Source organism: Marinomonas vaga, assembly GCF_055388305.1.
Window position 1 is genome coordinate 333,651 of sequence record NZ_AP043903.1, and the last position, 24,567, is coordinate 358,217.

The 24,567-nt window shown below is 46.8% G+C and carries 19 protein-coding genes; 8 read left to right on the top strand and 11 right to left on the bottom strand.

All coding sequences use genetic code 11. The features are described 5' to 3' along the window. Nucleotides 1-11: 11 nt before the first annotated feature. Entirely contained in the window at nt 12-1,478 is a 1,467-nt protein-coding gene (locus ACZ5DR_RS01550) for an FAD-dependent oxidoreductase (RefSeq protein WP_377364554.1), read from the bottom strand. A gap of 183 nt (nt 1,479-1,661) precedes the next feature. Here ACZ5DR_RS01550 and ACZ5DR_RS01555 point away from each other — a divergent pair, with 183 nt between their 5' ends. Continuing rightward, entirely contained in the window at nt 1,662-2,879 is a 1,218-nt protein-coding gene (locus ACZ5DR_RS01555; protein WP_377364552.1) for a ribose-phosphate diphosphokinase, read from the top strand. A 52-nt stretch (nt 2,880-2,931) separates the two neighbouring features. Here ACZ5DR_RS01555 and ACZ5DR_RS01560 read toward each other — a convergent pair whose 3' ends face one another. After that, nucleotides 2,932-3,822, bottom strand: coding sequence for a LysR family transcriptional regulator (locus tag ACZ5DR_RS01560; RefSeq protein ID WP_377364550.1), 891 nt, complete (start codon nt 3,820-3,822; stop codon nt 2,932-2,934). A 112-nt stretch (nt 3,823-3,934) separates the two neighbouring features. On the opposite strand from ACZ5DR_RS01560, the gene ACZ5DR_RS01565 reads away from it, so the two are divergent. Next, a complete protein-coding gene (locus ACZ5DR_RS01565) occupies nt 3,935-4,690 on the top strand; it encodes an SDR family NAD(P)-dependent oxidoreductase (protein WP_377364548.1) in 756 nt (251 codons plus the stop codon). A 39-nt stretch (nt 4,691-4,729) separates the two neighbouring features. Here the strand turns inward: ACZ5DR_RS01565 and ACZ5DR_RS01570 are convergent, their stop codons facing one another. Beyond that, on the bottom strand, nt 4,730-5,311 hold the full coding sequence (locus ACZ5DR_RS01570) for a DapH/DapD/GlmU-related protein (protein ID WP_377364546.1): 582 nt from the start codon (nt 5,309-5,311) through the stop codon (nt 4,730-4,732). A gap of 231 nt (nt 5,312-5,542) precedes the next feature. Between ACZ5DR_RS01570 and ACZ5DR_RS01575 the strand changes: the two genes are divergently transcribed. After that, complete coding sequence (locus tag ACZ5DR_RS01575; protein WP_377364545.1) at nt 5,543-7,546, top strand: methyl-accepting chemotaxis protein; 2,004 nt, start codon at nt 5,543-5,545, stop codon at nt 7,544-7,546. A gap of 41 nt (nt 7,547-7,587) precedes the next feature. Here the strand turns inward: ACZ5DR_RS01575 and ACZ5DR_RS01580 are convergent, their stop codons facing one another. Continuing rightward, nucleotides 7,588-8,055, bottom strand: a complete 468-nt coding sequence (locus ACZ5DR_RS01580; RefSeq protein WP_377364543.1) for a GNAT family N-acetyltransferase — start codon at nt 8,053-8,055, stop codon at nt 7,588-7,590. Between the two features lie 89 nt (nt 8,056-8,144). Next, nucleotides 8,145-10,154, bottom strand: a complete 2,010-nt coding sequence (locus ACZ5DR_RS01585) for a PAS domain-containing sensor histidine kinase (RefSeq protein WP_377364541.1) — start codon at nt 10,152-10,154, stop codon at nt 8,145-8,147. Nucleotides 10,155-10,479: 325 nt separating this feature from the next. On the opposite strand from ACZ5DR_RS01585, the gene ACZ5DR_RS01590 reads away from it, so the two are divergent. Together ACZ5DR_RS01590 and ACZ5DR_RS01595 are read left to right on the top strand one after the other, a co-directional pair. Continuing rightward, on the top strand, nt 10,480-11,457 hold the full coding sequence (locus ACZ5DR_RS01590; protein ID WP_377364539.1) for a DUF1852 domain-containing protein: 978 nt from the start codon (nt 10,480-10,482) through the stop codon (nt 11,455-11,457). A 24-nt stretch (nt 11,458-11,481) separates the two neighbouring features. Next, entirely contained in the window at nt 11,482-12,519 is a 1,038-nt protein-coding gene (locus ACZ5DR_RS01595; protein ID WP_377364537.1) for a methionine synthase, read from the top strand. Nucleotides 12,520-12,569: 50 nt separating this feature from the next. Here the strand turns inward: ACZ5DR_RS01595 and ACZ5DR_RS01600 are convergent, their stop codons facing one another. The 3 genes from ACZ5DR_RS01600 to ACZ5DR_RS01610 form a co-directional block, all read right to left on the bottom strand. Then, nucleotides 12,570-13,934, bottom strand: coding sequence for a PepSY-associated TM helix domain-containing protein (locus ACZ5DR_RS01600; protein ID WP_377364536.1), 1,365 nt, complete (start codon nt 13,932-13,934; stop codon nt 12,570-12,572). 56 nt (nt 13,935-13,990) lie between these two features. Then, entirely contained in the window at nt 13,991-14,368 is a 378-nt protein-coding gene (locus ACZ5DR_RS01605; RefSeq protein WP_377364534.1) for a hypothetical protein, read from the bottom strand. Nucleotides 14,369-14,473: 105 nt separating this feature from the next. Next, a complete protein-coding gene (locus tag ACZ5DR_RS01610) occupies nt 14,474-14,953 on the bottom strand; it encodes a GNAT family N-acetyltransferase (protein WP_377364532.1) in 480 nt (159 codons plus the stop codon). Nucleotides 14,954-15,198: 245 nt separating this feature from the next. Here ACZ5DR_RS01610 and ACZ5DR_RS01615 point away from each other — a divergent pair, with 245 nt between their 5' ends. The 3 genes from ACZ5DR_RS01615 to ACZ5DR_RS01625 all read left to right on the top strand — a co-directional run bounded on the left by ACZ5DR_RS01615 (nt 15,199) and on the right by ACZ5DR_RS01625 (nt 20,339). After that, nucleotides 15,199-15,672, top strand: coding sequence for an Lrp/AsnC family transcriptional regulator (locus tag ACZ5DR_RS01615; RefSeq protein ID WP_377364530.1), 474 nt, complete (start codon nt 15,199-15,201; stop codon nt 15,670-15,672). 40 nt (nt 15,673-15,712) lie between these two features. Continuing rightward, complete coding sequence (locus tag ACZ5DR_RS01620; RefSeq protein WP_377364528.1) at nt 15,713-17,362, top strand: aminotransferase class V-fold PLP-dependent enzyme; 1,650 nt, start codon at nt 15,713-15,715, stop codon at nt 17,360-17,362. 178 nt (nt 17,363-17,540) lie between these two features. Beyond that, the gene (locus tag ACZ5DR_RS01625; RefSeq protein WP_377364526.1) at nt 17,541-20,339 is read left to right on the top strand and encodes a bifunctional aconitate hydratase 2/2-methylisocitrate dehydratase; all 2,799 of its coding nucleotides are present in this window, start codon (nt 17,541-17,543) and stop codon (nt 20,337-20,339) included. A gap of 163 nt (nt 20,340-20,502) precedes the next feature. On the opposite strand, the gene mqo is transcribed toward ACZ5DR_RS01625, so the two are convergent. The 3 genes from mqo to ACZ5DR_RS01640 all read right to left on the bottom strand — a co-directional run bounded on the left by mqo (nt 20,503) and on the right by ACZ5DR_RS01640 (nt 24,227). Beyond that, a complete protein-coding gene (gene mqo, locus ACZ5DR_RS01630) occupies nt 20,503-22,140 on the bottom strand; it encodes a malate dehydrogenase (quinone) (RefSeq protein WP_377364524.1) in 1,638 nt (545 codons plus the stop codon). A gap of 213 nt (nt 22,141-22,353) precedes the next feature. Then, entirely contained in the window at nt 22,354-22,905 is a 552-nt protein-coding gene (locus ACZ5DR_RS01635) for a YceB family lipoprotein (RefSeq protein WP_377364522.1), read from the bottom strand. A gap of 77 nt (nt 22,906-22,982) precedes the next feature. Further along, complete coding sequence (locus ACZ5DR_RS01640) at nt 22,983-24,227, bottom strand: TIGR03862 family flavoprotein (protein ID WP_377364520.1); 1,245 nt, start codon at nt 24,225-24,227, stop codon at nt 22,983-22,985. Between the last annotated feature and the right edge of the window lie 340 nt (nt 24,228-24,567).

Genomic DNA, 24,567 nt, shown 5'->3' on the forward strand with positions numbered 1-24,567 from the left:
ATTACGCTCCTTTAAGAAGATGATTTTCGCTGCAGATTCACACTGCGGCCACGGGGCTCATCTACCTTATGCAAAACAATGTCCGAGTGTAAAAACTCAGCAGCCGCGGCAGAATCTTCCACCTTCACCAGACTTCGAGCCAGCATCTCAGCTTCGTATTCCGCCAACACAGATTGACGTATTCCCTTCTCCCGCCAGCCGGATTGCGGCCAGCAACCTGTTGTGATTGCCCGGGCTAAAGACAAGGCATCTAGCAAGGCTTGATTCGCCCCTTGCCCTTTAAAAGGACTCATAGGATGAACAGCATCCCCTAGCAAGGTCACCTGAAGCCCTTGTTCAAAATCCAGCGCGGTTAAGGCATCTCGATCATACACAGGATAACCGGACACTAAACTGGCTGGCGTCGCTGCCAGTATCTGCGTTACGGGATCGTGCCAAGGGGTTCGACGTTGCGCTTCGGCTTTCAAAGCATCGGCCCCTAAAGCATTTAAGGCAATGGCCTCTTGTTCAGGCAGTCTAAAGCTCAGTTGCCACATAACCGAGTCTGCTTTATAAGGCATGATATAAATGCGCTCGTTACCGTTGGCGGTTTGAAAGACGGTCGCTTTGTCTAGAAGGTCACTTTGTAGATCCCCAAGATCGGCCAAGGCACAGATCCCTAAGATCACAATGCACCCTAGATAACGCAAAGGTGTTTTTTCATCGCCGATCAATTGGCGTCTCACCACACTACGGATGCCATCAGCCCCCACAATAAGATCTGCTGTGGCGGTTTTTTGTTGCCCTTGATGATCAAATGTCAGCAACATTTGTCCATCTGTACCGGTCTCGTAGGACATAAGCTGGTGGTTCCAGGTGACATTCTCGTCGCCACCCAGTTGTTCAATCAGGGCTTTACGAAGAGATTGACGAGCAATATGGATATTCGTTCGTTTTGCGGCACTACGCTCTCCACCGTCTTGTACCCATTTACGCATTCCCCACTCGGCGACAACTTTACCTTCAGGGGTATGCACCATATGACGGGTTGAGACGACACCATCTTCTAAAGACTCGATCCCCAGACCTTGTATCGCTCGGCTGGCTTGCTGCAAGGTTAAACCATAACCTTGAGAGCGTACGCCGAAACCACTGTCTCGCTCATATAAGGTAAAAGGAATACCACGATGCTGGCAGGCAACCGCCAAAGCCACTCCACCAATACCACCTCCAATGATGGCCACATGGGGATATTGCTCTGAATTAACAGCCAGTGGCTTGGTGACTGAGACAAGACCTGAGCCCGCGCAGGCAGCACAGGACTCTAAATGCCCTTTAGGCCGCTCAGGCTCTTGATCACTCGCCCCACTTTCAAAGGCAGCTAAGGCTTTTTGATAATCTAACCGTACTTTTTTGCGCAAGCGGCGACTGCGTTTTCCACGCCCTTGGCAGTCAGGGCACATGGCCCATGAGAAAGTACTTTTTTCGGTGTCTGTCACGTTGTCATGGCCTAATCATTGGGGGACGGTATTGGCGCAAATAATAGCCGATCTGTGAATTAAAAGCGCATCCGTAGCAAGATTAAGCGAATTGATGTCAATTATGTCGCAGATGTCCTACCACAAAACACTCACACATATTAAAATTGTCGGAAACACCACTTCCCTCGTAAAGGATCTTCCATGACTTTGTCGACCAGCCAGTCAACTAACGTCGTCGTTGTTAGTAACTCCTCTGATAACCCTTTTGCCATTGATGTTGCCTATGCCATGGGTCAGCATGAAGACATCGCTGATATCATCAGCATGAAGCAGTTTATGAATTCAGAGTTTTGCCCACGCTTCATCTCTGATGAAACAGACTTTGAAAACATTGGCCGCAAGCTGAAAGGTAAAGCAGTAATCATCGTCAGCACCACAAGCCGTATCCAAAGCCGTCAAGAGCTGGCGATGGCAAACTTCATTATTGCTCGTGCCGCCAAAGAGAACGGTGCCGACCGAGTGGTATTGGTTGAGCCTGATTTATTCTACAGCGCCCAAGACCGTGGTCCCCACAAAGAGTTGGGAGAGACAAGCTTTGAGCGTGACATCAAGGACATCAAAAAATTTGATGGACAGCCTTTTACAGCAAAGCTCTACGCGCAGATGCTGAAACTGTCTGGGGTCGATACTGTGATGACCATTCACAATCACTCAGACTCAGTACAAAAGATTTTCAACGAAGTCTTTGAAGGTAACTTCCACAACCTAATCCCTTACGAAATCTATGCTCACTACCTATTGAACTCCGATATTCTAAACTACGGAGAGCAAGGTGAAGGTCTTGTATTGTGCGCACCGGACAAAGGTGCCCGTGACTTCGTGAAGCAGATGTTCAATACCCTTGGCCTGCCGAAGGCGAAGTTCATCATGCTGGACAAAGAACGAACCCATGAACGTAAAGTGGATATTACCCTGCACAAAGAAAGTGAGCATACGTTTGAGGGTCTAGACGGTGCCAGTATCGTCTTGTTTGATGACATGGTGCGCACTGGTTCCACCATCATTAAATCTTGCCAGTTCTTGAAGCAAATCAACCCAGAACGCATGGTATTCGCTGTATCTCATTTCTATGCCAGCAACGAAGGCCGTGAACGTATGGCTCATCCAGCCCTAGGTGAAATTCTAACCTTGAACACCCTGCCAACCATTTTGAACCGTGACGAGCAAGGTCGTCTGCGTAAGAAAATGGTCGTGCTAAAAGTGGAAAAATGGCTTGCCCAAGAGTTGTGCAATGTTTTGGATCTGCCACAGACCCAAGAAGCCAACCCATACAAGATCGATATGTCTTCCAAGAACCCGCGCTTCAAGCGCAAAATTTGGTTCAGTGAAGAGCTTCACGAGCTGAAGACCAAAGGCTAACCCCTTGCAGCGTCAGCGTGCTCACACGCTGACGCTTACCTTTACCGTCTTATCATTTCTGCATCAATGTACTCAGCCAATCCATAAACACCGACACTCGCTTGGGAAGCAAGCGGCGAGACGGATATAAGATCGACACGGGCATGGAACCGGGTCGAAATTCAGGTAACACTTCCACCAGACGACCACTGGACAAGTCTTCTTTAATGCCATTTTCAGGCAATTGCACAATGCCTAATCCTTTTAGACAGCAGGCACGGTAAGCATCCGTATTAGTCACTGTCACCGAAGTGGGCATCTGCACTAAATAAGTATGTCCATCCGCTTCGTACTCAAATCCTCTTGGCACATCACTTCCGGCAGGCATGTATTCAATCAACTTGTGTTGCTGTAAGTCTTCCAAGGATTCTGGTCGACCATGTTTTTCGATGTATTCTGCACTGGCGCAATTCACCATATTGAAACGTCCAAGGGGCCGCGCGATTAGAGAACTGTCCGTCAACTCTCCCGCTCGTACCAAGCAATCAATGCCCTCTTTTATGGGGTCAATTCGCTGATCCGAGGTATGAATACGTAAATCAATCAGCGGATATTGCGCTAAAAAATCCGCTAAATGGGGCAACACGGTAGAAATGAAAAACCGGTTTGCCATATCCACCTTTAACGCCCCTCTAATGACTTGATCGTCGGACTGAAAGGTACTTTCCAATTGCTCCAATTCATTCAGAATCCGTTGACATTCAGGCAGATAATCCTCACCAGCGGACGTTAATGTGACCCGTCGAGTACTGCGATGAAACAAACGAATCCCTAAACGCTTCTCAAGCCGTTGAATTGAACTGGAGATAGCGGACTTAGGCACATCTAAACGATCTGCACTGTCGGTAAAACTGCCCGTCTCAGCTACCACCAAGAACCGCCTCATGGCCTCTAATGTATCCATAACACCCTCAACTGTTCACATTTCAAGAACAGTTAAAACAACTTTAGATCATTTATCAAGAACAGTATCCCGCCTATTCTGATCCTGTCGTTCACATACAGAGGAAACACCCATGAACAAACTTGCTCTTATTACAGGCGGAAGCCGCGGGATTGGTCAGCACAGCGCACAAGCTCTGGCACAAGAAGGGGTCGATATCATTATCACCTATCACAGCCAAGCGGATGCCGCATCAGACGTTGTGAATCGTTTAAAAGCGCTTGGCGTTAATGCTGCAGCACTTTCCTTAGATACCTCAAAGACAGATACCTTTCCTAATTTTGTCGCCCGTCTAAAGCATGAGCTGAACACTACCTTTAATCGGGCGAGTATCGATTATTTATTCAACAATGCAGGCACTGGACTTCACAGTATGATTACAGACAGCACCGAAGCCGACTTCGATGAAATGTACCAGCTGCATTTGAAAGGCCCATTCTTCTTAACCCAAGCCTTGTATCCCATGATCAATGAAGGGGGATCAATTTTAAATATTTCATCTGGCTTGGCGCGCTTTAGCCTACCGGGCAGCGCCAGCTACGCCATCATGAAAGGAGGTGTTGAAGTGATGAGCCGTTATATGGCGAAGGAATTCAGCGATCGCTCAATCACAGTGAACACCCTAGCCCCTGGCGCCATTGCGACGGATTTCCGTGGCGGTGCCGTACGTGATAATCCTGAGATGAATAAGATGGTGGCAAGCTTCACAGCATTAGGACGGGTAGGTTTGCCAGAAGACATTGGCCGAGTGGTGGCTCAATTACTTAATGAAAAATCCCACTGGATGACGGGCCAACGCATCGAAGCATCCGGTGGCATGTTCTTATAAATTCAAACCTACTAACAAGGCGGGAAGTCCCGCCTTTTATCATTGGAACTCGTCTTCAGTGATCTGGCGAATCACCTTAGCGGGCACGCCTCCAACGACAGTCCTTGCTGGCACGTCTTTGGTCACCACAGCTCCAGCAGCAACAACCGCATCGTCGCCAATGGTCACCCCTTGTAACACCGTTGCGTTGGCGCCAATCCAGACATTCTTACCAATGGTAATGGGTGCAACGAAATTCCAATGGCGTTGAGCAGGATTTAAACCATGATTAACCGTCGCCAACACCACATTATGGCCAATTAACGCCCCATCACCGATGTTAATCCCTCCTTGATCTTGGAATTTACACCCCGCATTAATAAAAACGTTTTTACCTAGGGTTATGTTTTTGCCGAAATCAGAATTAAACGGTGGAAACATCATAAAAGTGCGATCAACTTCTTTCCCGATTAAGCGGGAAATGAGTTGTCGGACTTTAGCTGGCTCATGGTAAGCCGAGTTTAATTCTGCGGTGATACGCATGGCTTCGTTACTGTATTTCACTAATACCTTGTGAACGGGATCACCGGCTTTTAACGGTAGGCCTTGATTAAAGTGATCCAACAAATCCTGTAATGTCATCTCTCAACTCTCAGCTATTAATCTTGTTTCAAAGGGGGAAACGCCTTCTATTGAAAGAGGATGGTATGACTTTCCACGGCAAGAAAACATAATTTTGGGTGACATTGAATTTATTTGGCATTTTAACTGGCTGTTTTTTGCACACATTCTTTACGTATCCTAGACTGTTTAAAAAATAATTACTCAGCAAAGGATCTTGCTATGCGGATACACTCCATTCGATTAAAAGTTATGCTCCCGATAGTTTGTTTGGCGTTAATTTTATTGGGATTATTTGGCTTTATGGTACTCATGAGCGCCTTTCAATCCAACGCCATGCGCACCCAAGCAGAGCATTACTTTGAAGCCATCTCAGAAGTACTGAATGCTGACCGGGACATTTATCAGGCCCGTTTAGCACAAGAACGCTTAATCACCGGAGAAGGCAATCCGGAACAAAACCTCGCAGATTTCAATGAAAACGCTCAACAAGTATTTGATCGTTTCCAGCTCTATCGCCAATACCTCCAAGATGAGCCTGTAGAATTGGTCGAGCCATTTACGGAATTCGATAACCTGTTTCAACAATGGATGGAACGCAGCGATCGCTTAAACCATGTGACTAATTCGTCACGCACTCGATCCACTCAAGTTATCGCTATTGAACAGCAGTTTTCAGACATTCGCTCTATGCTAGATGACGCTGGAGAATCCTTACGAACACATACTCGTAATGCCGCAGACGAGCTCACCCAAGCCAAGCTCGAACGTCACTTAGAGGCCATCTCCGCGGTGCTCAATGCGGATCGGGATTTATACCAAGCTAGACTGGCGTTTCAACACGCTCGCAATGGCCTAACCACCTATGAAGAGGCGGAACAAAGCTTCCACAGTAATGCCGCTCAGGTCATTGAAAACTTCAATATTTACCGAATCTACCTCAAAAGTGAACCCGAGATCATTGATCAATACGACACCTTCGATGTGAAGTTCAATGAATGGGTACAAGCGGCACAAACCTATTTGGACGAACATGATAAGGCCGAAATGCAAACCTCAGTTGTTGAGCTGGCAGCGGTGGAAGAAAGCTTTGAAGCCATCCGAACCATGCTCGATCAAGCCGGTGAAAGAGTACAAAACTACTCCCGCCAAATAGAAAAGAAAACGGTTGAACAAATCGCCAGCTACCAGTCAGCAGCCATTGTGATTATTGCCATTGCCTTTGTTGCGGCCTTGGTATTTGGCTATTTAGTGCCCCTGCGTCTTACTCGTAATATTCAGCATCTTAGTAATCGAATCAGAGAAATTGCAGAAGGTGATGGGGACTTAACGCAACGTATGAACTCCACAGCCAAAGATGAACTGGGGGATTTGGCCAATGAGTTCGACAATTTCGTTGAGAGTTTGCGCAAGATGATCGCCAGTATTGGAGAGCAATCCACAGCCCTTGGAGCCATGACCACCCAATTAAAAAGTGCCTCTGATCAAACTAAAGACATTACACACTCTCTGGTGACCTCTTCAGAATTTATTGTCAGTGCTGGCCATGAAATGAATATGTCTAACCAAGAAATGGCGGGGGCTGCCAACATGACAGCTAAAGAGGCCACGGACTCAAATCATCTCACTAAACAAGGCATTGATGCAGTCCAAAACTCCCATCAAGCTGTCTCTCGTTTAGTGAATGAAATAGAACAAGCCTTAGCCCACTCAAACGAGTTAGAAAAAAGTTCAGAAGCGATCGCATCCGTATTGGAGGTGATTCGTAATATCGCAGAGCAAACGAACTTGCTAGCGTTAAACGCTGCCATTGAAGCGGCACGAGCAGGTGAACAAGGCCGAGGCTTTGCGGTGGTGGCAGATGAAGTCCGTACCCTTGCCACCCGCACTCAAGACAGTACTAACGAAATTGAGGCGATGATCTCCCAACTGAACACCAGTGTGAAAGCATCCTCCTCTTCCACACAAAGCAGTCGTGACAATGCTCTGACAACCTCTGAAAACTTTGATCAAGTGATCAGTATCTTTGATGCCCTGCATGAGTCATTTGAAAAAGTGGAAAGCATGGCGGCGCAAACAGCTCAAGCCACTCAAGAACAATCTCAAGTGGCCAATGAAATCAATGAAAATTTGGTCTCACTAAAAGAGCAAACCAATGCGGTACAAGATGTGTCGATCAACATAAACCAACAATCGAAACACATTTCAGAGCTGTATCAAGCGCTACAAAGCCACGTGGGCAGTTTCAAAGTATAAGTGAGGTATCCACTATCACAGGGGAAACAAGCAGGTGAACACTAGCTCTCCTGCTGAATCCCCATGGTCATAAAATGGCTACAAGGGTCCAGTTTGTAATGACTGAACGGGCCACAGGTTTCAAAACCAAATTTTTGGTACAGATTGCGTGCTGGAGCAAAGTAGTCTTGGGTGCCGGTTTCTAAACTAATCCCCCGATAACCCGCTGCTTTAGCTTGATTCAATACATGGGTTAACAACTGAGACGCCACCCCTTGACCACGAAAGCCATGAACCGTGCGCATGGATTTCAGTTCAACGTCTAACTCAGAGAGTCTTTTTAGTGCCACACAGCCCGCCAGCTTGCCATCGATCCAGCCACTATAAAACGTAATTTCAGGGGCTTTTAGCGCCTCCACATCCAACGCATGAACGCTTTCTGGGGGCGAGGTGGCATACATATCAGCAAGATGTTCTTCTAATAAGCCTATGACCTCACCACCGCTTAAATCATCACGTTTTATTTCCATAACTCCCCACTCTTAACTTAAAACATCCTTCAAGGTAACTGGGATTCTAATCAGATCTCACGGGGAGTGAAACACACCCTAAGTGATTGTCACAGGCGCGCGGTGACGTGGAATTGAATCAGAAACTCAACCCCCTTCCCTTCGTCACTTTGGCAAACGATGGAGCCTTCTAGAGCATTGGTAATAATGTTGTAAATGATATGCAGGCCTAAGCCTGTTCCTCCATCCTCGCGACCTGTGGTAAAAAAGGGATCAAAGATTCGAGGTAAATTACTGGCACTGATGCCTTTACCGTCGTCCCGATAGGTGATTCGAAATTCCTCTGATGTAAGCTCTTCCACAAGAATATTAATGTTGCCATTTCCTCTATGGCTGAACCCATGTTTCACCGAGTTTAGTATCAAGTTGGTGAGCACTTGAGACAACAGCCCAGGGTTTGTCAGCACATTCAAATTCTGCGGGCACTCTACTGACACAGAAACATTCGCTTTACGCAACACAGAGCCCAAACTAAACACCACTTCATCAAAGTAATCTTTGATATTCACCCGGCGATCTTCTTCACTGGTTTGATCCACTGCGACTTGTTTAAAGCTGCGCACTAAATGGGCGGTACGCTCTAGGTTTTTATTAACGATGTCGGAAATCTCACTGGCGGTTGCCAAAAACTCAGTAAAGTCATTTTCATTCAAGAGTCCAAGCTCATAACGCTTTTGAATCGCTTTGCACTCATCTTTTAATTGAGTCACTCCCGTCAAACCTATGCCCACCGGCGTATTAATCTCATGGGCAACCCCCGCCACCAAAGATCCGAGGCTGGCCATTTTCTCTGCTTCAACGAGTTTTTTCTGGGTCTGTTGCAAGTGTTCAATGGTATCTTCTAAGTGATCATTCGAGGCTTTAAGCTCTATGTTTCGCTCAAAGATCTCTGTTTCCAGTGCTTTCTTTTCTGTCATGTCACGGGTGATGCCATACAGCACTTCTGCATCATTTAGCATGATTTTGGTAAGAATCACTTCTCCCCAAAAATTGGAACCATCCTTGCGCAAATGATGCCACTCAAAGCGCGTAGACCCTTCACGGAATGCGGTTGAAATCCGACGCTCTGCGGCGGTCTCAAGGGCCTCACCGTCTTCTTGAATCTCTGCTGATACCTGCAACGGCGTAAGGCCAATGACTTCCTCCTTAGAGGGATAACCAAATAATTCCAGAAAGGAATCGTTGCAGTCATAAAACACACCATCAGCAATGATGCTTAACCCATCTTTCGATTCTTTAAATAAGGTTTCAAAAGAGTCCTTTTGTTTTGCTATCTCAAGCTGTAATGCCTTCTTCTCGGAAATGTCTCGGGTAATGGCATAGAGCGCGTCTATGCCATTTAAATTGATCTTAAAAAGAATGATTTCACACCAAAATTCTGTGTCATCAAATTTCTTATGAACCCACTCAAACCGAATGGTTCCTTTAGTAAAAGCTGTTTGAATAATCTCTGCCGCTTTTTCAGTAGAAGCTCGGCCATCAGGCTGATACTCAGGAGACAGGTCCACTGGAGTAATACCAACAATCTCCTGCTTATCAGACGCTGCAAATAAATGGGTGAAGGCTTTATTGCAGTCTAAATAATACTCAGTGGTCAACAAACAAAGACCATCTTCGGATTCATTAAATAAAGTCTCAAACGTTTCTTTTTGGGTTTGCGTTTCCAATTCCAGTTTTTTCTTTTCTGAAATGTCTCGCCAGTTAGTATGCAAAACGAGCTCGCCATTTAAGATCATCTTGGTCACCAGCACTTCCGCCCAAAACTCTGTCCCGTCTAGCTTTTTATGAACCCACTCGAAACGAACACTGCCCTGTTCATAACATTGCCCAATCATGGCCAATGCCTTTTCTTCGGACATACGACCATCAGGTTGCATTATGGGTGAAAACATCATTGGCGTAGAACCAACAAACTGATCCTTACGAGTCGCACCGACCAAATCCAACATGGACTGATTACAGTCCACAAAAATGTCTCCTTTGAAGATCGCTAAGCCGTCCTTGGAATCTCTAAATACTGTTTCAAAACCGTTCTCTTGCTGGGCAACCTTGTTATGCATCGTTATTTTGCCTTCTAGGGTGATGAAGTGCCGCGCAAAGTACTCCGCTCAAAAACGGAGATGAAACCTTTGAGCTTTCATTAAAACCTAGCAAAAAAGTGGAAAGATGCTAGGTAGAAGCACACCAAAAAATAACGGAATTTTAATGATTAATTTTTAATAATGAATTTCACTCAATGAAAACTGAGGCAAAGACGTTTTTGTTTAAAGGTTCTGACGCGTATAAATTCTCCTAATCAATGACACCTCATGGATGAACAAAGGGCTGCCTAGGGCCTAATAAAACAGCCCATCTGTACCTGCATCGAAAGGAGAACAGACCACTATGAATACCGAATTTAAATTTGATATCAGTCGTTTACGCTTCGACAAAGACTATCAACCGGCGAGCAATACCCGACTTACAACTAACTTTGCGAACCTCGCTCGGGGTAAGCAACGTGAGTCAAATCTGCGCAATACGTTGAAAATGATTAACAACCGATTCAACTCTCTGGCGAGCTGGGACAATCCTACGGGGAACCGTTACGAAGTGGTTTTGGAGATCATTTCGGTAAACCTAGCCGTCGCAGGCCAAGACACGTCTTTTCCGTCTATGGAAGTGCTGAAAACTAACATCATAGATCTGCAAACAGGGAAGCGATTAGATGGGATTGTCGGTAACAACTTCTCATCCTATGTGCGTGATTATGATTTCAGCGTACTGCTCCTAGAGCACAATCAAGGTCAGTCTCAATTTAGCGTGCCAGCGAACTTTGGTGAGCTCCATGGAAAACTGTTTAAAAGCTTTATCCAATCACCCACTTATCAAGAGCAATTTAAAAAACCGCCCGTTATTTGTCTGAGTGTTTCCGACAATAAGACCTATGACAGAAGCGAAAACCACCATCCGGTATTGGGTTACGAATACCAGCCAAACGACACCTCTCTCACAGAAGAGTATTTCAAAAAAATGGGGCTGTCGGTGCGCTACTTTATGCCGCCAAACAGTGTTTCCCCATTGGCATTCTATTTTGTAGGGGATCTACTTAATGACTACAGCAACCTAGAATTGATTAGCACCATAGCGACCATGGAAACCTTCCAAAAGATCTATCGTCCGGAGATTTATAACGCCAATGCTGTGGCTGGAAAGCGTTATCAACCTAATTTAAACAATAGCGATCACTCCTTGACGCAAATCGTGTACGACCGTGAGGAGCGAAGCGCATTAGCTAAAGAGCAAGGAAAGTTCACCCAAGAGCACTTTATTAAGCCCTACCAAACTCTACTAGAACAGTGGTCAGCCCAAGTCGCTCTTTAATTTACTAGCATGGAAAATTTACCGATGAAAACACTTTTACCGACATCCACTGCAGGCAGTCTGCCAAAGCCATCCTGGTTAGCCGAACCGGAAACACTATGGTCCCCATGGAAACTTGAAGGGGACGCACTCACCCATGGCAAAGAAGACGCCCTTCGTGTGGCTTTACAAGAACAACAGCAGGCAGGCGTAACCATCGTCAGTGATGGGGAGCAGACCCGCCAGCATTTTGTAACCACTTTTATCGAACATCTACATGGCGTGGATTTTGAAAACCGTAAAACCGTTAAAATCCGTGACCGCTACGACGCCAGTGTCCCCGTGGTAGTCAGTGAGGTATCCCGTCAAAAGCCAGTGTTTGTGGCGGATGCTAAGTTCCTACGCTCACAAACCCAACAACCCATTAAATGGGCTCTTCCGGGCCCCATGACCATGGTGGATACCCTTTATGATGACCACTATAAAAGCCGTGAAAAGCTTGCTTGGGAATTCGCCAAAATCCTCAATGAAGAAGCGAAGGAACTAGAAGCCGCAGGCGTCGATATCATTCAATTTGATGAGCCTGCCTTTAATGTGTTTTTTGATGAAGTGAACGACTGGGGCATCGCTTGTCTGGAGCGTGCCATTGAAGGGCTTAAATGTGAAACCGCAGTCCATATTTGTTATGGCTATGGCATCAAGGCCAACACCGATTGGAAGCAAACTCTAGGCTCAGAGTGGCGACAATACGAAGAGATTTTTCCTAAGCTACAAGCTTCTGCTATCGATATCATTTCCCTAGAGTGCCATAACTCTCGAGTGCCGATGGAATTGATTGAGTTGGTACGTGGCAAAAAAGTCATGGTCGGCGCCATTGATGTGGCCACCAACACTATTGAAACCCCAGAAGAAGTGGCAGACACCCTCCGTAAAGCCTTACAGTTTGTTGATGCAGACAAACTCTACCCATGCACTAACTGTGGTATGGCCCCCCTATCGCGAGACATTGCTCGAGGCAAACTTCAAGCTCTCCATGCAGGGGCTGAAATCATTCGCCAAGAGCTTCAGCAAGCCAACGCCTAGGTAAAGTTGAAACGCAGCACATTAACTTATGCTGCGTTTCCATCCTTGCATCAAGCCCAGATTCTACGCAACTTAGGAACACACAGCAGAATCAAGCCATCGGCCACCAAGACCACCAAAATGCCCAAGGTAGCCATAGGAAACAGCAGTGAAATAGGCAGCAAAAGCCAAACTGCATGCTTCCAACGTTTCAGGTTCTTCGGCATAGGCGGCGCAGCCAGAGCATTGGTTGGGCGACGCTTCCACCACATAACCACCCCAGACAGACTCAGCAAGATCACAGATAAGCAAAACAGCGTACAGGCAACCAAGTTCCAAACCCCAAATTGCCCCATATGCAGAGCAATACCAAAGGCCATAGACTTGGCAAACCAGTTGTAGTCCATGAACCCTACGTCCGCAACAACCACACCAGAATAGCGATCATAGTGGACGGTACGATCGTCCAAAGCATTGTTAATGTCCCTGCCCATGGTACTGGCAGTGGCCGTATAAACACCGGTTTTCCCTTGGGGAAAGTGCAACTGAAAGCGAGTGAATCCCAGAGATTTAGCGTTCGAAACAACTTGATCCAAGGTTATCGTGTCCTCTCCAAAGATGGCTGATGAGTGGCTATCAACGGAAGATTCTGGCAAAGGTGCTTGCTCTAAGTTCCAAGGTATTTGCTTAACCCCCTTGGGATTTAAGTCTTCATGGGTCAAGGTGGAAGAGACATTACGAGCGCTATTTTCCATCGGAAAGGTGCTCCAAGCTTGAACCAGTTTATCTCCCCAAACACTGGTCCATGACAAACCAGAAATACTAAAAAACAGCAGAATCACGGCAACCCAGACACCAATAATACTGTGCAAATCACGCCAAAAGGTACGCCCCTTCCCTTGTAAGCGAGTTGCTGCACGCCACTTTGACTGGCCAGCTCTAGGCCACCACATAAACACCCCAGTGATGATCAACAAAACCGTAAAACTAATGGCAATCTCAATCAGCCAATCCCCTGTGAGTCCCATCATAAAGGTACCGTGGGTGTCATCAGCCCACACATACCAAGAGTCAGAAATACTGATATCTCCAAGTACCTTTCCTTGGTAGGGATCTACAAATACTGAACGGGTGTCGCCCTCTACCGTCACCTGAAAACGCGTGGCGTCATTGGCGTTATCGGACACATACAAACGCTGGATCGGGCTAGCTGGGTAGGCGTCCGCCACCAGCTGATATTGGGCTTCATAGGTTAATGGGGTATCAGACACTTCCGCCACCTGATACAAATCCCCATGCTGCACCCGTTCAATAATGGGGTCAAAAATCATTACCAAACCGGTCACCGCCAACATGAGTAAAAACGGCACCACATACAAGCCAGCAAAAAAGTGCCAGCGCCAAACAGAACGATAAAAATCCTTCGAAGTAAACATCAAAAATCCTACTGTGAATCGAGCATACAAAAGTGATGCCCTACTCCATTAGGGCATCAAGCTGGTGTTAAATAATCTCGGAACAATAGAGACGAAGGAGGGCCCCGTGCAGACACGCCTTGGGGTTGAGTGGGAACATAATGGGTGACAGGAGCCGATATAACCGCTAACGCTTTAAAGCCACCAAAGAAAGACACTGGCACTGTGGCAGTGTCTAGAAAGAAGTGCGTACAAGGGCAGGAATGAGAGCTGGAATGCTGACTGGCTTTATCCCGATCAGACGTAGAGTCATCAAAGACAAAGTAGGTCTCAACCCCTAAAGTGGTACAGATTGCGATCCGCTGTGGGCCCGTTTGACCCACGGCATTGACTAGGGGTACAGAAAAGTACGCCAGCCAGCAGAAGATCAAAAAAATAGGGGAAAAGCGTTTCACGGTCGATGTAAATCAGGTTAAGTTAAGTTAGGCGCCACTTTACGAGAGCTCAAATCATTGGGCAAGGATAATTCTTTGTTAAATAGAAATCTGCCGCCTATAAGACTACAAGGAGCGCACCATTAAGGCAGCCTCTTCACCATAAGCCGAATCCACCGACTCACTGGTAATGGTTTGGAAGCCATGTTTACCCCAAAAGCGTTCTGACGCCTGCACCGACACTAATACAATTTTGCGATAGTCTGCTTTCGTTGCAAGCGCCACCAAATACTCAATCATCTTACTGCCAATCCCCTCCCCTGCCGCTTCTTGGCTCAAGGCAAGGTCATGCAAAAACAAAATGTCCCCGGACACCTCCTCCGGTAATGTTTGATAAAGCTTCGGTGGTGACAAACTATGCCAGCGGTGGGCAAGCAGATAACCTACTGTTTTATCGGCTTTTTGATACACAAAACAGCTCTCAGGGGAACGCAGCCATTTGCTCTGCAACACAGCTAGAGATTCCGGTTCTAGATCGCAATAGGCCTGTACTTGAATTCGCTCAATGTCCCGCCATAGGGAGTCACTTATAGGCCTAATACTCATAATAAATCCCTGTCTGGATGATAAAGGCCATCAGGGTAACGAAGGACGTTGTGCTGCCACAAGCATTTACTTGGAAATTGGAGTCTTTTTTGGGGATTTTCAAATATTTTTTAGAGTATTTTCACCACTTTTCAAAGTAACTAATTCCCATAAAGTCATTAAATGAGAAACCCAGTTGCAAGAGCAACTCCAAAAGCCGACAATTGGAAAAATAATTCCCATTAAACCATAAAATGTAGAACAAAATGCACCTAGATGACACAGACTTGCAACTACTTGCCTTAATTCAGAGCGATGATAGTATCTCAATCGAATCCATGGCCAACCAGGTTGGACTGTCTAAAACTCCCTGTTGGCGACGTGTTCAGAAGCTCGAGAACGCTGGCTATATTAAGCGACGGGTCGCGCTACTGGATGCCGAAAAGTTTGGCCTTGGGGTGTCTGTTTTTGTACAAGTTAAAACCAACCAGCACGATGTGAACTGGTCAGAAAAGTTCGCTCGAGTGGTCTCTGAGTTTCCAGAGGTGATGGAGTTTTATCGCATGGCAGGCGAATACGACTATTTGCTGCGGGTGCTTGTCAAAGACATCCCCGCCTACGACCAATTTTATAAACGATTAATCAGTGCCACAGCTTTGACGGATGTGACGTCTAATTTCGCAATGGAGCAGATCAAGTGGACCACCCAACTGCCCCTACCGACATTACCTAAGACGTAACAACCAACGCTCTGGTGGCGCATCTCTAGAGGAACAAGGGATGAACTCAAACGCTACCCAAACCGCCACTCAATGGGATGATACAGAAGCCCGACTTGAGCGTATTCGTAATGGTGTGATTGGTAAGGATACCCAAATCACCACCCCATTCGGCTTAAGAAAGCTAACCTACGCAGACTATACGGCATCGGGCCGAAGCCTAGACTTCATTGAAGAGGCTATCCGTCAACATGTACTGCCCCTTTATGCCAATACCCATACTGAAGCGAATGCCACAGGTCAGCAAACCACCGCTTTTCGGGAACAAGCTCGCCAGCAAATTCGCACTGCCGTCAATGCCAGTGACGAAGATCTGGTTATCTTCTGTGGCAGCGGCGCGACTGGAGCGATTAACACACTCATTAGCCAATTGGGATTACGCCAGCTGAATCCTGAGGATGCCGCACAGGTATGCGTGTTTATCGGTCCTTATGAGCACCATTCTAATGAGCTGCCGTGGCGTGAATTAGGGGTGCAGGTTATTCGCATCCCCGAGGCACCAGAAGGTGGGGTTTGCTTAGCCTCATTAGAGCAACAACTGCAACAACACCAACACAAACGCCTAATTGGTAGCTTTAGCGCCGCATCAAACGTGACGGGCATTTTAACCGATCAAGATGGCATCGCAGCGCTATTACACCGCTACAACGCCCTCTCTTTTTGGGACTTTGCCGCTGCCGCCCCCTATGTGGAACTGAATATGAACCCAGAAGCCAACCCGGCGTTTGCAAAAGATGCCATGTTCTTTTCCACTCACAAGTTTATAGGCGGTCCTGGCACCCCAGGCATTTTAGTCGTCAAAAAAGCCATCATTGAAAACGCCACCCCTAGCCATGTGGGGGGCGGTACCGTGTCTTTCGTTACCCCAGAAGATCATACTTTCCTACCTGTTGGGGAACGTCGTGAAGAAGGCGGTACACCTGGGATCATTGATGCCATTCGCGCAGGCTTGGTGTTTCAATTAAAACAAGCGGTGGGTACTGAGACCATCGAGGCTCGAGAACAAGCGCTTGTCAATTTGATCGATGATCATTGGCGCGGCCAAGAAAACATTGAACGCTTGGGTCACCCAAGTGCCTCAAGATTAACCATCACAGCCTTTCGGATAAAAACCCCAAGGGGTTATCTGCACCATGGTTTTATTACCGCAGCGTTGAATGATTTGTTTGGCATTCAAATGCGTGGCGGGTGCTCATGCGCTGGCCCATATGGACATCAGTTGCTTGGGATTGATATGACGGAATCAGAGCGTATTCAACTGGCTCTGAAGAAAGGAGAAAAGCTGGTCAAACCTGGCTGGGTCCGTTTCAATTTAAATTATTTTGTCGACGACAGTGAAGCCCAATTTATCCTAAAAGCCATCGATTTTATTGCGGAGCACGGCACAGAGCTGTTGCCTTATTACGCTTACGATCAAAAAACCGACCTTTGGCGCTTTCAAGGAGAGAAGTCTGTCCCTAAATCCCTTGCAGACCTCCTATGGCAACCTCTAACGACCCGGTTAAATGTGGTCACAGACAAGCAAGAGTATTTTGATCAGGCGCTTACTGTTTTGAGTGACTGTAAGGCAGGACATTACGCCAAACAGCCACAGCCATTTAATGAAGAATTCACTGACATTAAGCGCTTTGTCTTGGCTCAGGATCAATAAACGACATACAGGTGCCAAATTTCTCTTTATAAAGGTGAGATATCAATAAACACCAACTATATTTTTTTAGATGATGGTGGGTATTAGCTGTGTACAGCGGTTTTCCGTTGAGGTGTTCGCGGCTTTTTAATATCTTGATACTTGACCAAAACTAGATTTGAGAGAGAAATTTGGCGCTATGAGTTTATATACTGATTACCTACAAGAAATTGAGGTTCGTAAAAAGGACCTGGGCCTTGCCCCAAAACCAATCGATGGCGCTGAGTTGCTGTCTGAAATCATTGATCAAATCAAAGATACGGCAAACGAGCACCGTGAAGAGTCTCTAAACTTCTTCATCTACAACACTCTGCCAGGTACAACCCCAGCAGCCGTTGTAAAATCAGCATTTCTAAAAGAGATCGTACTAGGCAACGAAGTGGTTGCAGAGATCTCTCCTGAGTTCGCACTAGAGCAGCTTTCTCACATGAAAGGCGGCCCATCTGTCGCAGCACTTCTAGACGTAGCACTGTCTGACCACGCTCAAGCAGCCGCTGCGGGGGAAGTACTTAAGTCTCAAGTATTCCTATACGACGCTGACTACGATCGTCTATCTGCTGCTTACAAAGCTGGCAACGCCATTGCTAAAGAGCTTCTAGAAAGCTACGCGAAAGCTGAGTTCTTCACTAAGCTTGACGACATCCCAGAGAAAATCGACGTTGTGACTTACATCGCAGCAGAAGGTGATATCTCTACCGACTTGCTATCTCCTGGTAACCAGTCTCACTCACGTGCAGACCGTGAACTACACGGCCTTTGCATGATCAGCCCAGAAGCTCAAAAAGACATCGTTGAGCTAGGTAAAAAGCATCCAAACGCCAAAGTGATGCTGATCGCTGAGAAAGGCACCATGGGTGTAGGTTCTTCACGTATGTCAGGCGTGAACAACGTTGCACTTTGGGCAGGTGAAAAGACTTCTCCATACATTCCATTTGTTAACAACCGTCCAGTGGTTGCAGGTACAAACGGTATCGCGCCAATCTTCCTAACGACAGTTGGTGTAACCGGCGGTATCGGTCTAGACCTGAAAAACTGGGTTAAGAAAACGGATGCAAGTGGCAACGTTGTACGTGACGAAAACGGCGATCCAGTTCTAGAAGAAGCTTACTCTGTTGCAACAGGTACCGTTCTTACCATCGATACAAAAGCTAAGAAGCTTTACAACGGCGACAAAGAGCTTGTAGACGTATCCTCTTCTTTCACTCCACAAAAAGTGGAATTCATGAAAGCCGGTGGTTCTTACGCAGTAACATTCGGTAAGAAACTACAAACGTTCGCAGCAGAAACGCTAGGTATCGAAACACCAGCGGTTTACGCACAAAATAAAGAAATCTCTAACGAAGGCCAAGGCCTAACAGCAGTAGAGAAAATCTTTAACCGCAATGCGGTAGGTGTGAAATCTAAAACACCACTTCACACAGGTTCTGACGTTCGCGTTAAAGTGAACATCGTAGGTTCCCAAGACACAACTGGTCCAATGACTTGCCAAGAGCTTGAGTCTATGGCCGCTTCTGTGATCTCTCCTACTGTTGACGGTGCTTACCAGTCAGGCTGTCACACAGCGTCAGTATGGGACAAGAAAGCTCAGGCAAACATTCCTAAGCTAATGTCTTTCATGAACAACTTCGGTGTTATCACTGCACGTGACCCTAAAAACGTTTACGCGCCAATGACCGACGTAATCCACAAAGTACTGAACGACATCACAGTTGACGATCGTGCGATCATCATCGGTGGTGACTCTCACACTCGTATGTCTAAGGGTGTAGCGTTCGGTGCGGACTCTGGTACGGTTGCCGTTGCCCTAGCGACAGGTGAAGCAGAAATGCCAATCCCTGAGTCTGTAAAAGTGACGTTCAAAGGCCAAATGAAGCCATACATGGACTTCCGTGACATCGTACACGCGACTCAAGCGCAGATGTTGAAGCAGTTCCAAGGCGAGAACGTCTTCCAAGGCCGTGTTATCGAAGTACAAATCGGTACACTGCTTGCGGACCAAGCCTTCACCTTCACAGACTGGACTGCAGAAATGAAAGCGAAAGCTTCGATCTGTATCTCAACTGATGAAACAATGATCGAATCTCTAGAGCTTGCTAAGTCTCGCATCCAGATCATGATCAAGAAAGGCATGGATAACGCAGCAAACATGCTTCAAGGTCTAATCGATCTTGCTGACAAGCGTATCGCTGAAATCAAATCTGGCGACGCACCAGCACTTGCTCCAGATGACAACGCTAAGTACTACGCTGAAGTGGTTGTTGACCTAGACGCAATCGATGAGCCAATGATTGCTGACCCAGACGTAAACAACGAAGACGTGTCTAAGCGCTACACCCACGATGTGATCCGTCCGACCTCTTACTACGATGGCCGTAAAGTTGACCTAGGTTTCGTTGGTTCTTGTATGGTGCACAAAGGTGATATGCAAATCATCGCTGCCATGCTTCGTAACCTTGAGAAGAAAGGACCTATCACTTTCAAAGCGCCTCTAGTGGTTGCGCCACCAACGTACAACATCGTTGATGAGCTAAAAGCAGAAGGCGATTGGGCATTGCTTGAGAAATACTCTGGCTTCCAATTTGATGATGTGAACCCGAAAGAAGCGGCTCGTAAATCATACGAGAACATCATGTACCTAGAGCGCCCTGGATGTAACCTATGTATGGGTAACCAAGAGAAAGCAGCGCCTGGTGACACTGTAATAGCAACGTCTACGCGTTTATTCCAAGGTCGTGTTGTAGAAGATACAGCTGAGAAGAAAGGTGAATCACTACTAGGTTCAACACCTATGGTTGTTCTATCTTGTATCCTTGGCCGCTTCCCTTCTCTTGATGAGTACAAAGAAGCCGTTGCAGGTATCAACCTAACGTCTTTCGCGCCACCAAGCGAAGACCTAAGCGTGAAAGGCGGCGACATCGCCATCACGCCAGTTGCTTAATTTAAGCCAAGCTTAATTAAGACAGCGTAAGCAACACTAAAAAGCCCTGACTCAATGAGTTAGGGCTTTTTTTATGGGTGAACTTTGCCACTGTGACAAAAAAGCCCCGCTCAGCATTCACTGGCGAGGCTTTTTAGAGTGACTCTTTAGCGAGTGAAGCTAACTAAAGCTCAATATTCGCAATGTCATCCTGCTTTGGCATTGTCACCGACTCATCTCCCGCTGGCGCAGCGGTTTTAGGAGCGCGCGGTAAATGCAGTTTCAAAGCTTCACTGGTGCGGATCAACTCACGGTTGGTTGCTGACACATTGCCGTTTAGCTGAGTGCCGTAAGAAGGAATGATTTCTTTAAGTTTGCCATTCCATTCACCAGCGACCTTATCTGCAAACACCTGTTCCAAGACATTCAACATGATTGGCGCTGCGGTGGAAGCTCCCGGAGACGCACCTAACAGAGCCGCAAGACTTGCGTCTGCTGATGACACTACTTCCGTACCGAATTGCAAACGACCACCCTGCTCAGGGTCTTTTTTGATGATCTGTACGCGCTGACCCGCTGTCAGCAAGCGCCAGTCTTCTTTCTTCGCTGTTGGGTAATATTTTTGCAACTCTGCAAAACGATCTTCATCATCCAGCATCACTTGTTCGATCAGATACTGAACCAAGTTAAAGTTGTCCAACCCAACTTGCATCATAGGCACCACATTGTCTGTTGTGGTTGCGCCCAGCAGATCCCATAAGGAGCCATTTTTCAAAAACTTAGTTGAGAAGGTCGCAAATGGGCCAAATAGCAAAACTTCTTTGCCATCAATACGGCGAGCATCCAAGTGGGGCACAGACATTGGTGGTGCACCGACTTCCGCTTGTCCGTAGGCTTTATTAACGTGTTGCTTCACCACTTCTGGGTTTTCCGTCACTAGGAACTGGCCACCCACAGGGAAACCACCATAGACCTTACCTTCAGGGATGCCAGATGCTTGCAGCAACGGCAATGATGCACCGCCTGCACCGATGAAAACGAACTTAGCGTTTACCGTACGCTCTGCTTCACCGTTGGCCAAATCTGCAATGGTCACAGTCCAAGTCTTGTCCGCATTTTGCTCTAAGCCGCGGACTTCAGAATGAAGCTGAAGATCGAAGTTATCTTTGGTTTTTAGATTTTCTACTAACTGACGAGTCACTTCACCAAAGTTAACGTCTGTACCCAATACCGAGTGAGTTGCCGCAACCAGCTGGTTTGGATCACGACCTTCCATCAGCAGCGGTGCCCATTCAGCAATCTGCTGCGGATCTTCGCTGTAGTCCATACTTTGGAATAAGGTGTGCTTTTGCAATTCGGCATAGCGTTTGCGTAGGAAGTTAACGTTTTTGTCACCCCACACAAAGCTCATGTGATTTACGGTACGGATAAAGGATTCAGGGTCATGCATAGCACCCTGGTTGACCTGATACGCCCAAAACTGACGGCTGATTTGGAAGGCTTCGTTAACCTTGATCGCCTTGTCCACATTGATACTACCGTCTGGCATTTCAGGGGTGTAATTCAGCTCCATGAGTGCCGAGTGCCCCGTGCCCGCATTGTTCCAGCCATTGGAGCTTTCTTTAGCAACACCCCCCAAACGCTCCACCATGGTAATGGTCCAGTTTGGCTCTAGCTCTTGTAAATAAGTACCAAGAGTTGAGCTCATGATGCCACCACCAATTAGCAGCACATCAACAGGTTCTTCATTGGCTTGGACAGGGGTAAACACGTTAGCAATGCTTACCATAGCGGTCAGCAAGGCTAGTTTGACTTTATTCATAATGATTGGCTCTAAGATCTGTTTTAAGCGGAGATAACAATAAGAAAAGGCCTACCCCATGCCAGCAAAAGCATTGTGGATAAGCCTTCTAGAACACCCTGTACTCAGAGATACACAGGTATTAGCTATTCGAATCGCGGCTAAATTAACACTGACCTAGAGCACATGAAATATTTAGTAATTAAGAGAGGTTAAGATAGTTTAGTTCACCGATTAGGGCTTCAAAGTGAGCTTGCCTTGCTCGATGGTCAAGTCCAAAGGCACACTCGTCAGCAGCCGAACGGCCGTATCACTGGTATCTAAGGTATACACAGGATGAGTGTCTAAATATTGATTCAACAGAGCCATGACTTGATCGCTAACGGGCGCCAAATTGCCCTTGTAGCCCCCAGCTTCCACAGAGCTATTTAATAACGCCAGAGAACGTACAAAGATGGCTTTTTTGTCGCTGTCATAATAGGGCGTGCCTTCTAATTCAAGTGCCAGCTTCGCCGGGTATTCAAACCCCAGCACCTTCATATTCGCTGTGGCAAACGTGCCAAGTTGCACCACATCTCGCCCCTCTGGGCCGATGTTCACCTTCATATCATCTACCGACAGCGTCAGAGGAATACCAGCTAGGTCAGATTTCGCCTGTAGCGCCCCTAATTGACTGTCTAGCACCTGCTCTAATTCACTGTTCGACACGGAATAGGCCGAGTACTGGGACAAGCTAGCGCAGCCGCTTAATACTAGGGTAAAACACGCAAGGAAGAAGGTTTTCATAGTTGGAACTCATTTTTGCAACAGATTACCCAAGTGTAACCTGTCGCAAGCAATCGGTTGGGCTCGTTTAACCGCTTTTACAGGATGTTTTCAGTCCCTGAGGAGGCATTCTTCAAATAGTCCACAGCCCCCTTTCCAGCTACCAAACCACTGGCATAGCAGGCTGTCAGCAAATAGCCCCCTGTGGGCGCATCCCAGTCCAGCATTTCACCGATGCAAAATGTTCCCGGCATGGCTTTTATCATGAGCTCGTCATTCAAGGAGTCCATGGTAATACCCCCTGCTGTGCTGATCGCTTCATCAATTGGACGACAGCTTTGTAAGCGTTGGGGAAGATGCTTTAAGAGCGCTGGTAATGTTTCCAGATCTTGCATTTGTTCTTTCGTGATCAGGGCTTTAAGCAAAGCCAATTTACCACCGGAAAGAGAAAGCTGCTTTCTCAACACGTTGGACAGGGAATCTTTCGCACGACGTTTTTTCAACTTAGCACGGATCTCATCAAGGGACAGATCAGGCAACAAATCCCAATGAACTAACGCTTCCCCAGCCAATTCAATGGCATCACGAATAGGAGCTGACAAGCCATAAATCAAGCTTCCTTCCACCCCATAGTGAGACAAGGTAGCATCGCCCTTCTTAGTGTGTTCACCACAAGTCAACACAACGCCTTTAAGAGGCTGACCGCCTTGTTCTTGCTTAAACGTATCTGACCATGGGTAATTAAAGCCACAATTACTCGGGCGAAACGGCTGACAATCGACCCCATGCTTTTCAAAGACAGATAACCAATGTCCATCAGAGCCCAATCGGGCCCAACTCCCGCCTCCCAATGCAAAAATAACCACCTGGGATCGAACGGTTAACTCTTCCATAGGCGACTGGATTCTCAAGTCTCCCTGATCATTCCACCCCAACCATCGATGGCGTGTCTCTATGGTGACACCCGACTCTTTGAGACGCTTTAGCCAAGCACGTAATAGAGGCGCCGCTTTTTTCTGGGTAGGAAAGACTCGACCAGAGCTCCCCACAAACGTCTCCACACCTAGCTCTTTTGCCCACTGCACTAAATCTTCACTATCAAATACGTCTAACCAAGGGGCCACTGCCTCGCGAGGTTGATATCGATTTATAAAAGCAGGCTTGCCTTCAGAATGGGTGAGGTTAAGACCACCGATCCCAGCCCGTAAGAACTTCCGACCGACGGATGGCATGGCATCATACACGGTAACTGGAATCTGTTGCTTGGCTAACTGCTCAGCAGCCATTAAACCTGCTGGGCCTGCGCCAATCACTACGGCTTTGAGAGAAGTTATAGAGGACATATACTTTGATCTTTCTATTAAAAGAGAATACGAACCAACCCACATTTTGCAGAGGTTCGCACCTTGAAAAGGAGATGAATTTTACTTGCTCGCAGGCTAAGAGTCTGCATTTAGTTTTATCCCAAACCCATACTACACCCATATTTTCTGGTTATTAGTCGTCATGATAAATACTGGCTTTTCCATTGAGGATTCGGCTCACTTCAAACCTCAGGCATGCATAGAAAGTAGAGCTAGAGACAAGACAATTTCTTTACACATTTGAAAAGCATCCGCTTATCCTATAGGATTTTTATTAATTAAACGTTTAATTAAAAAAAATCGGAAGGTGTATGAATTT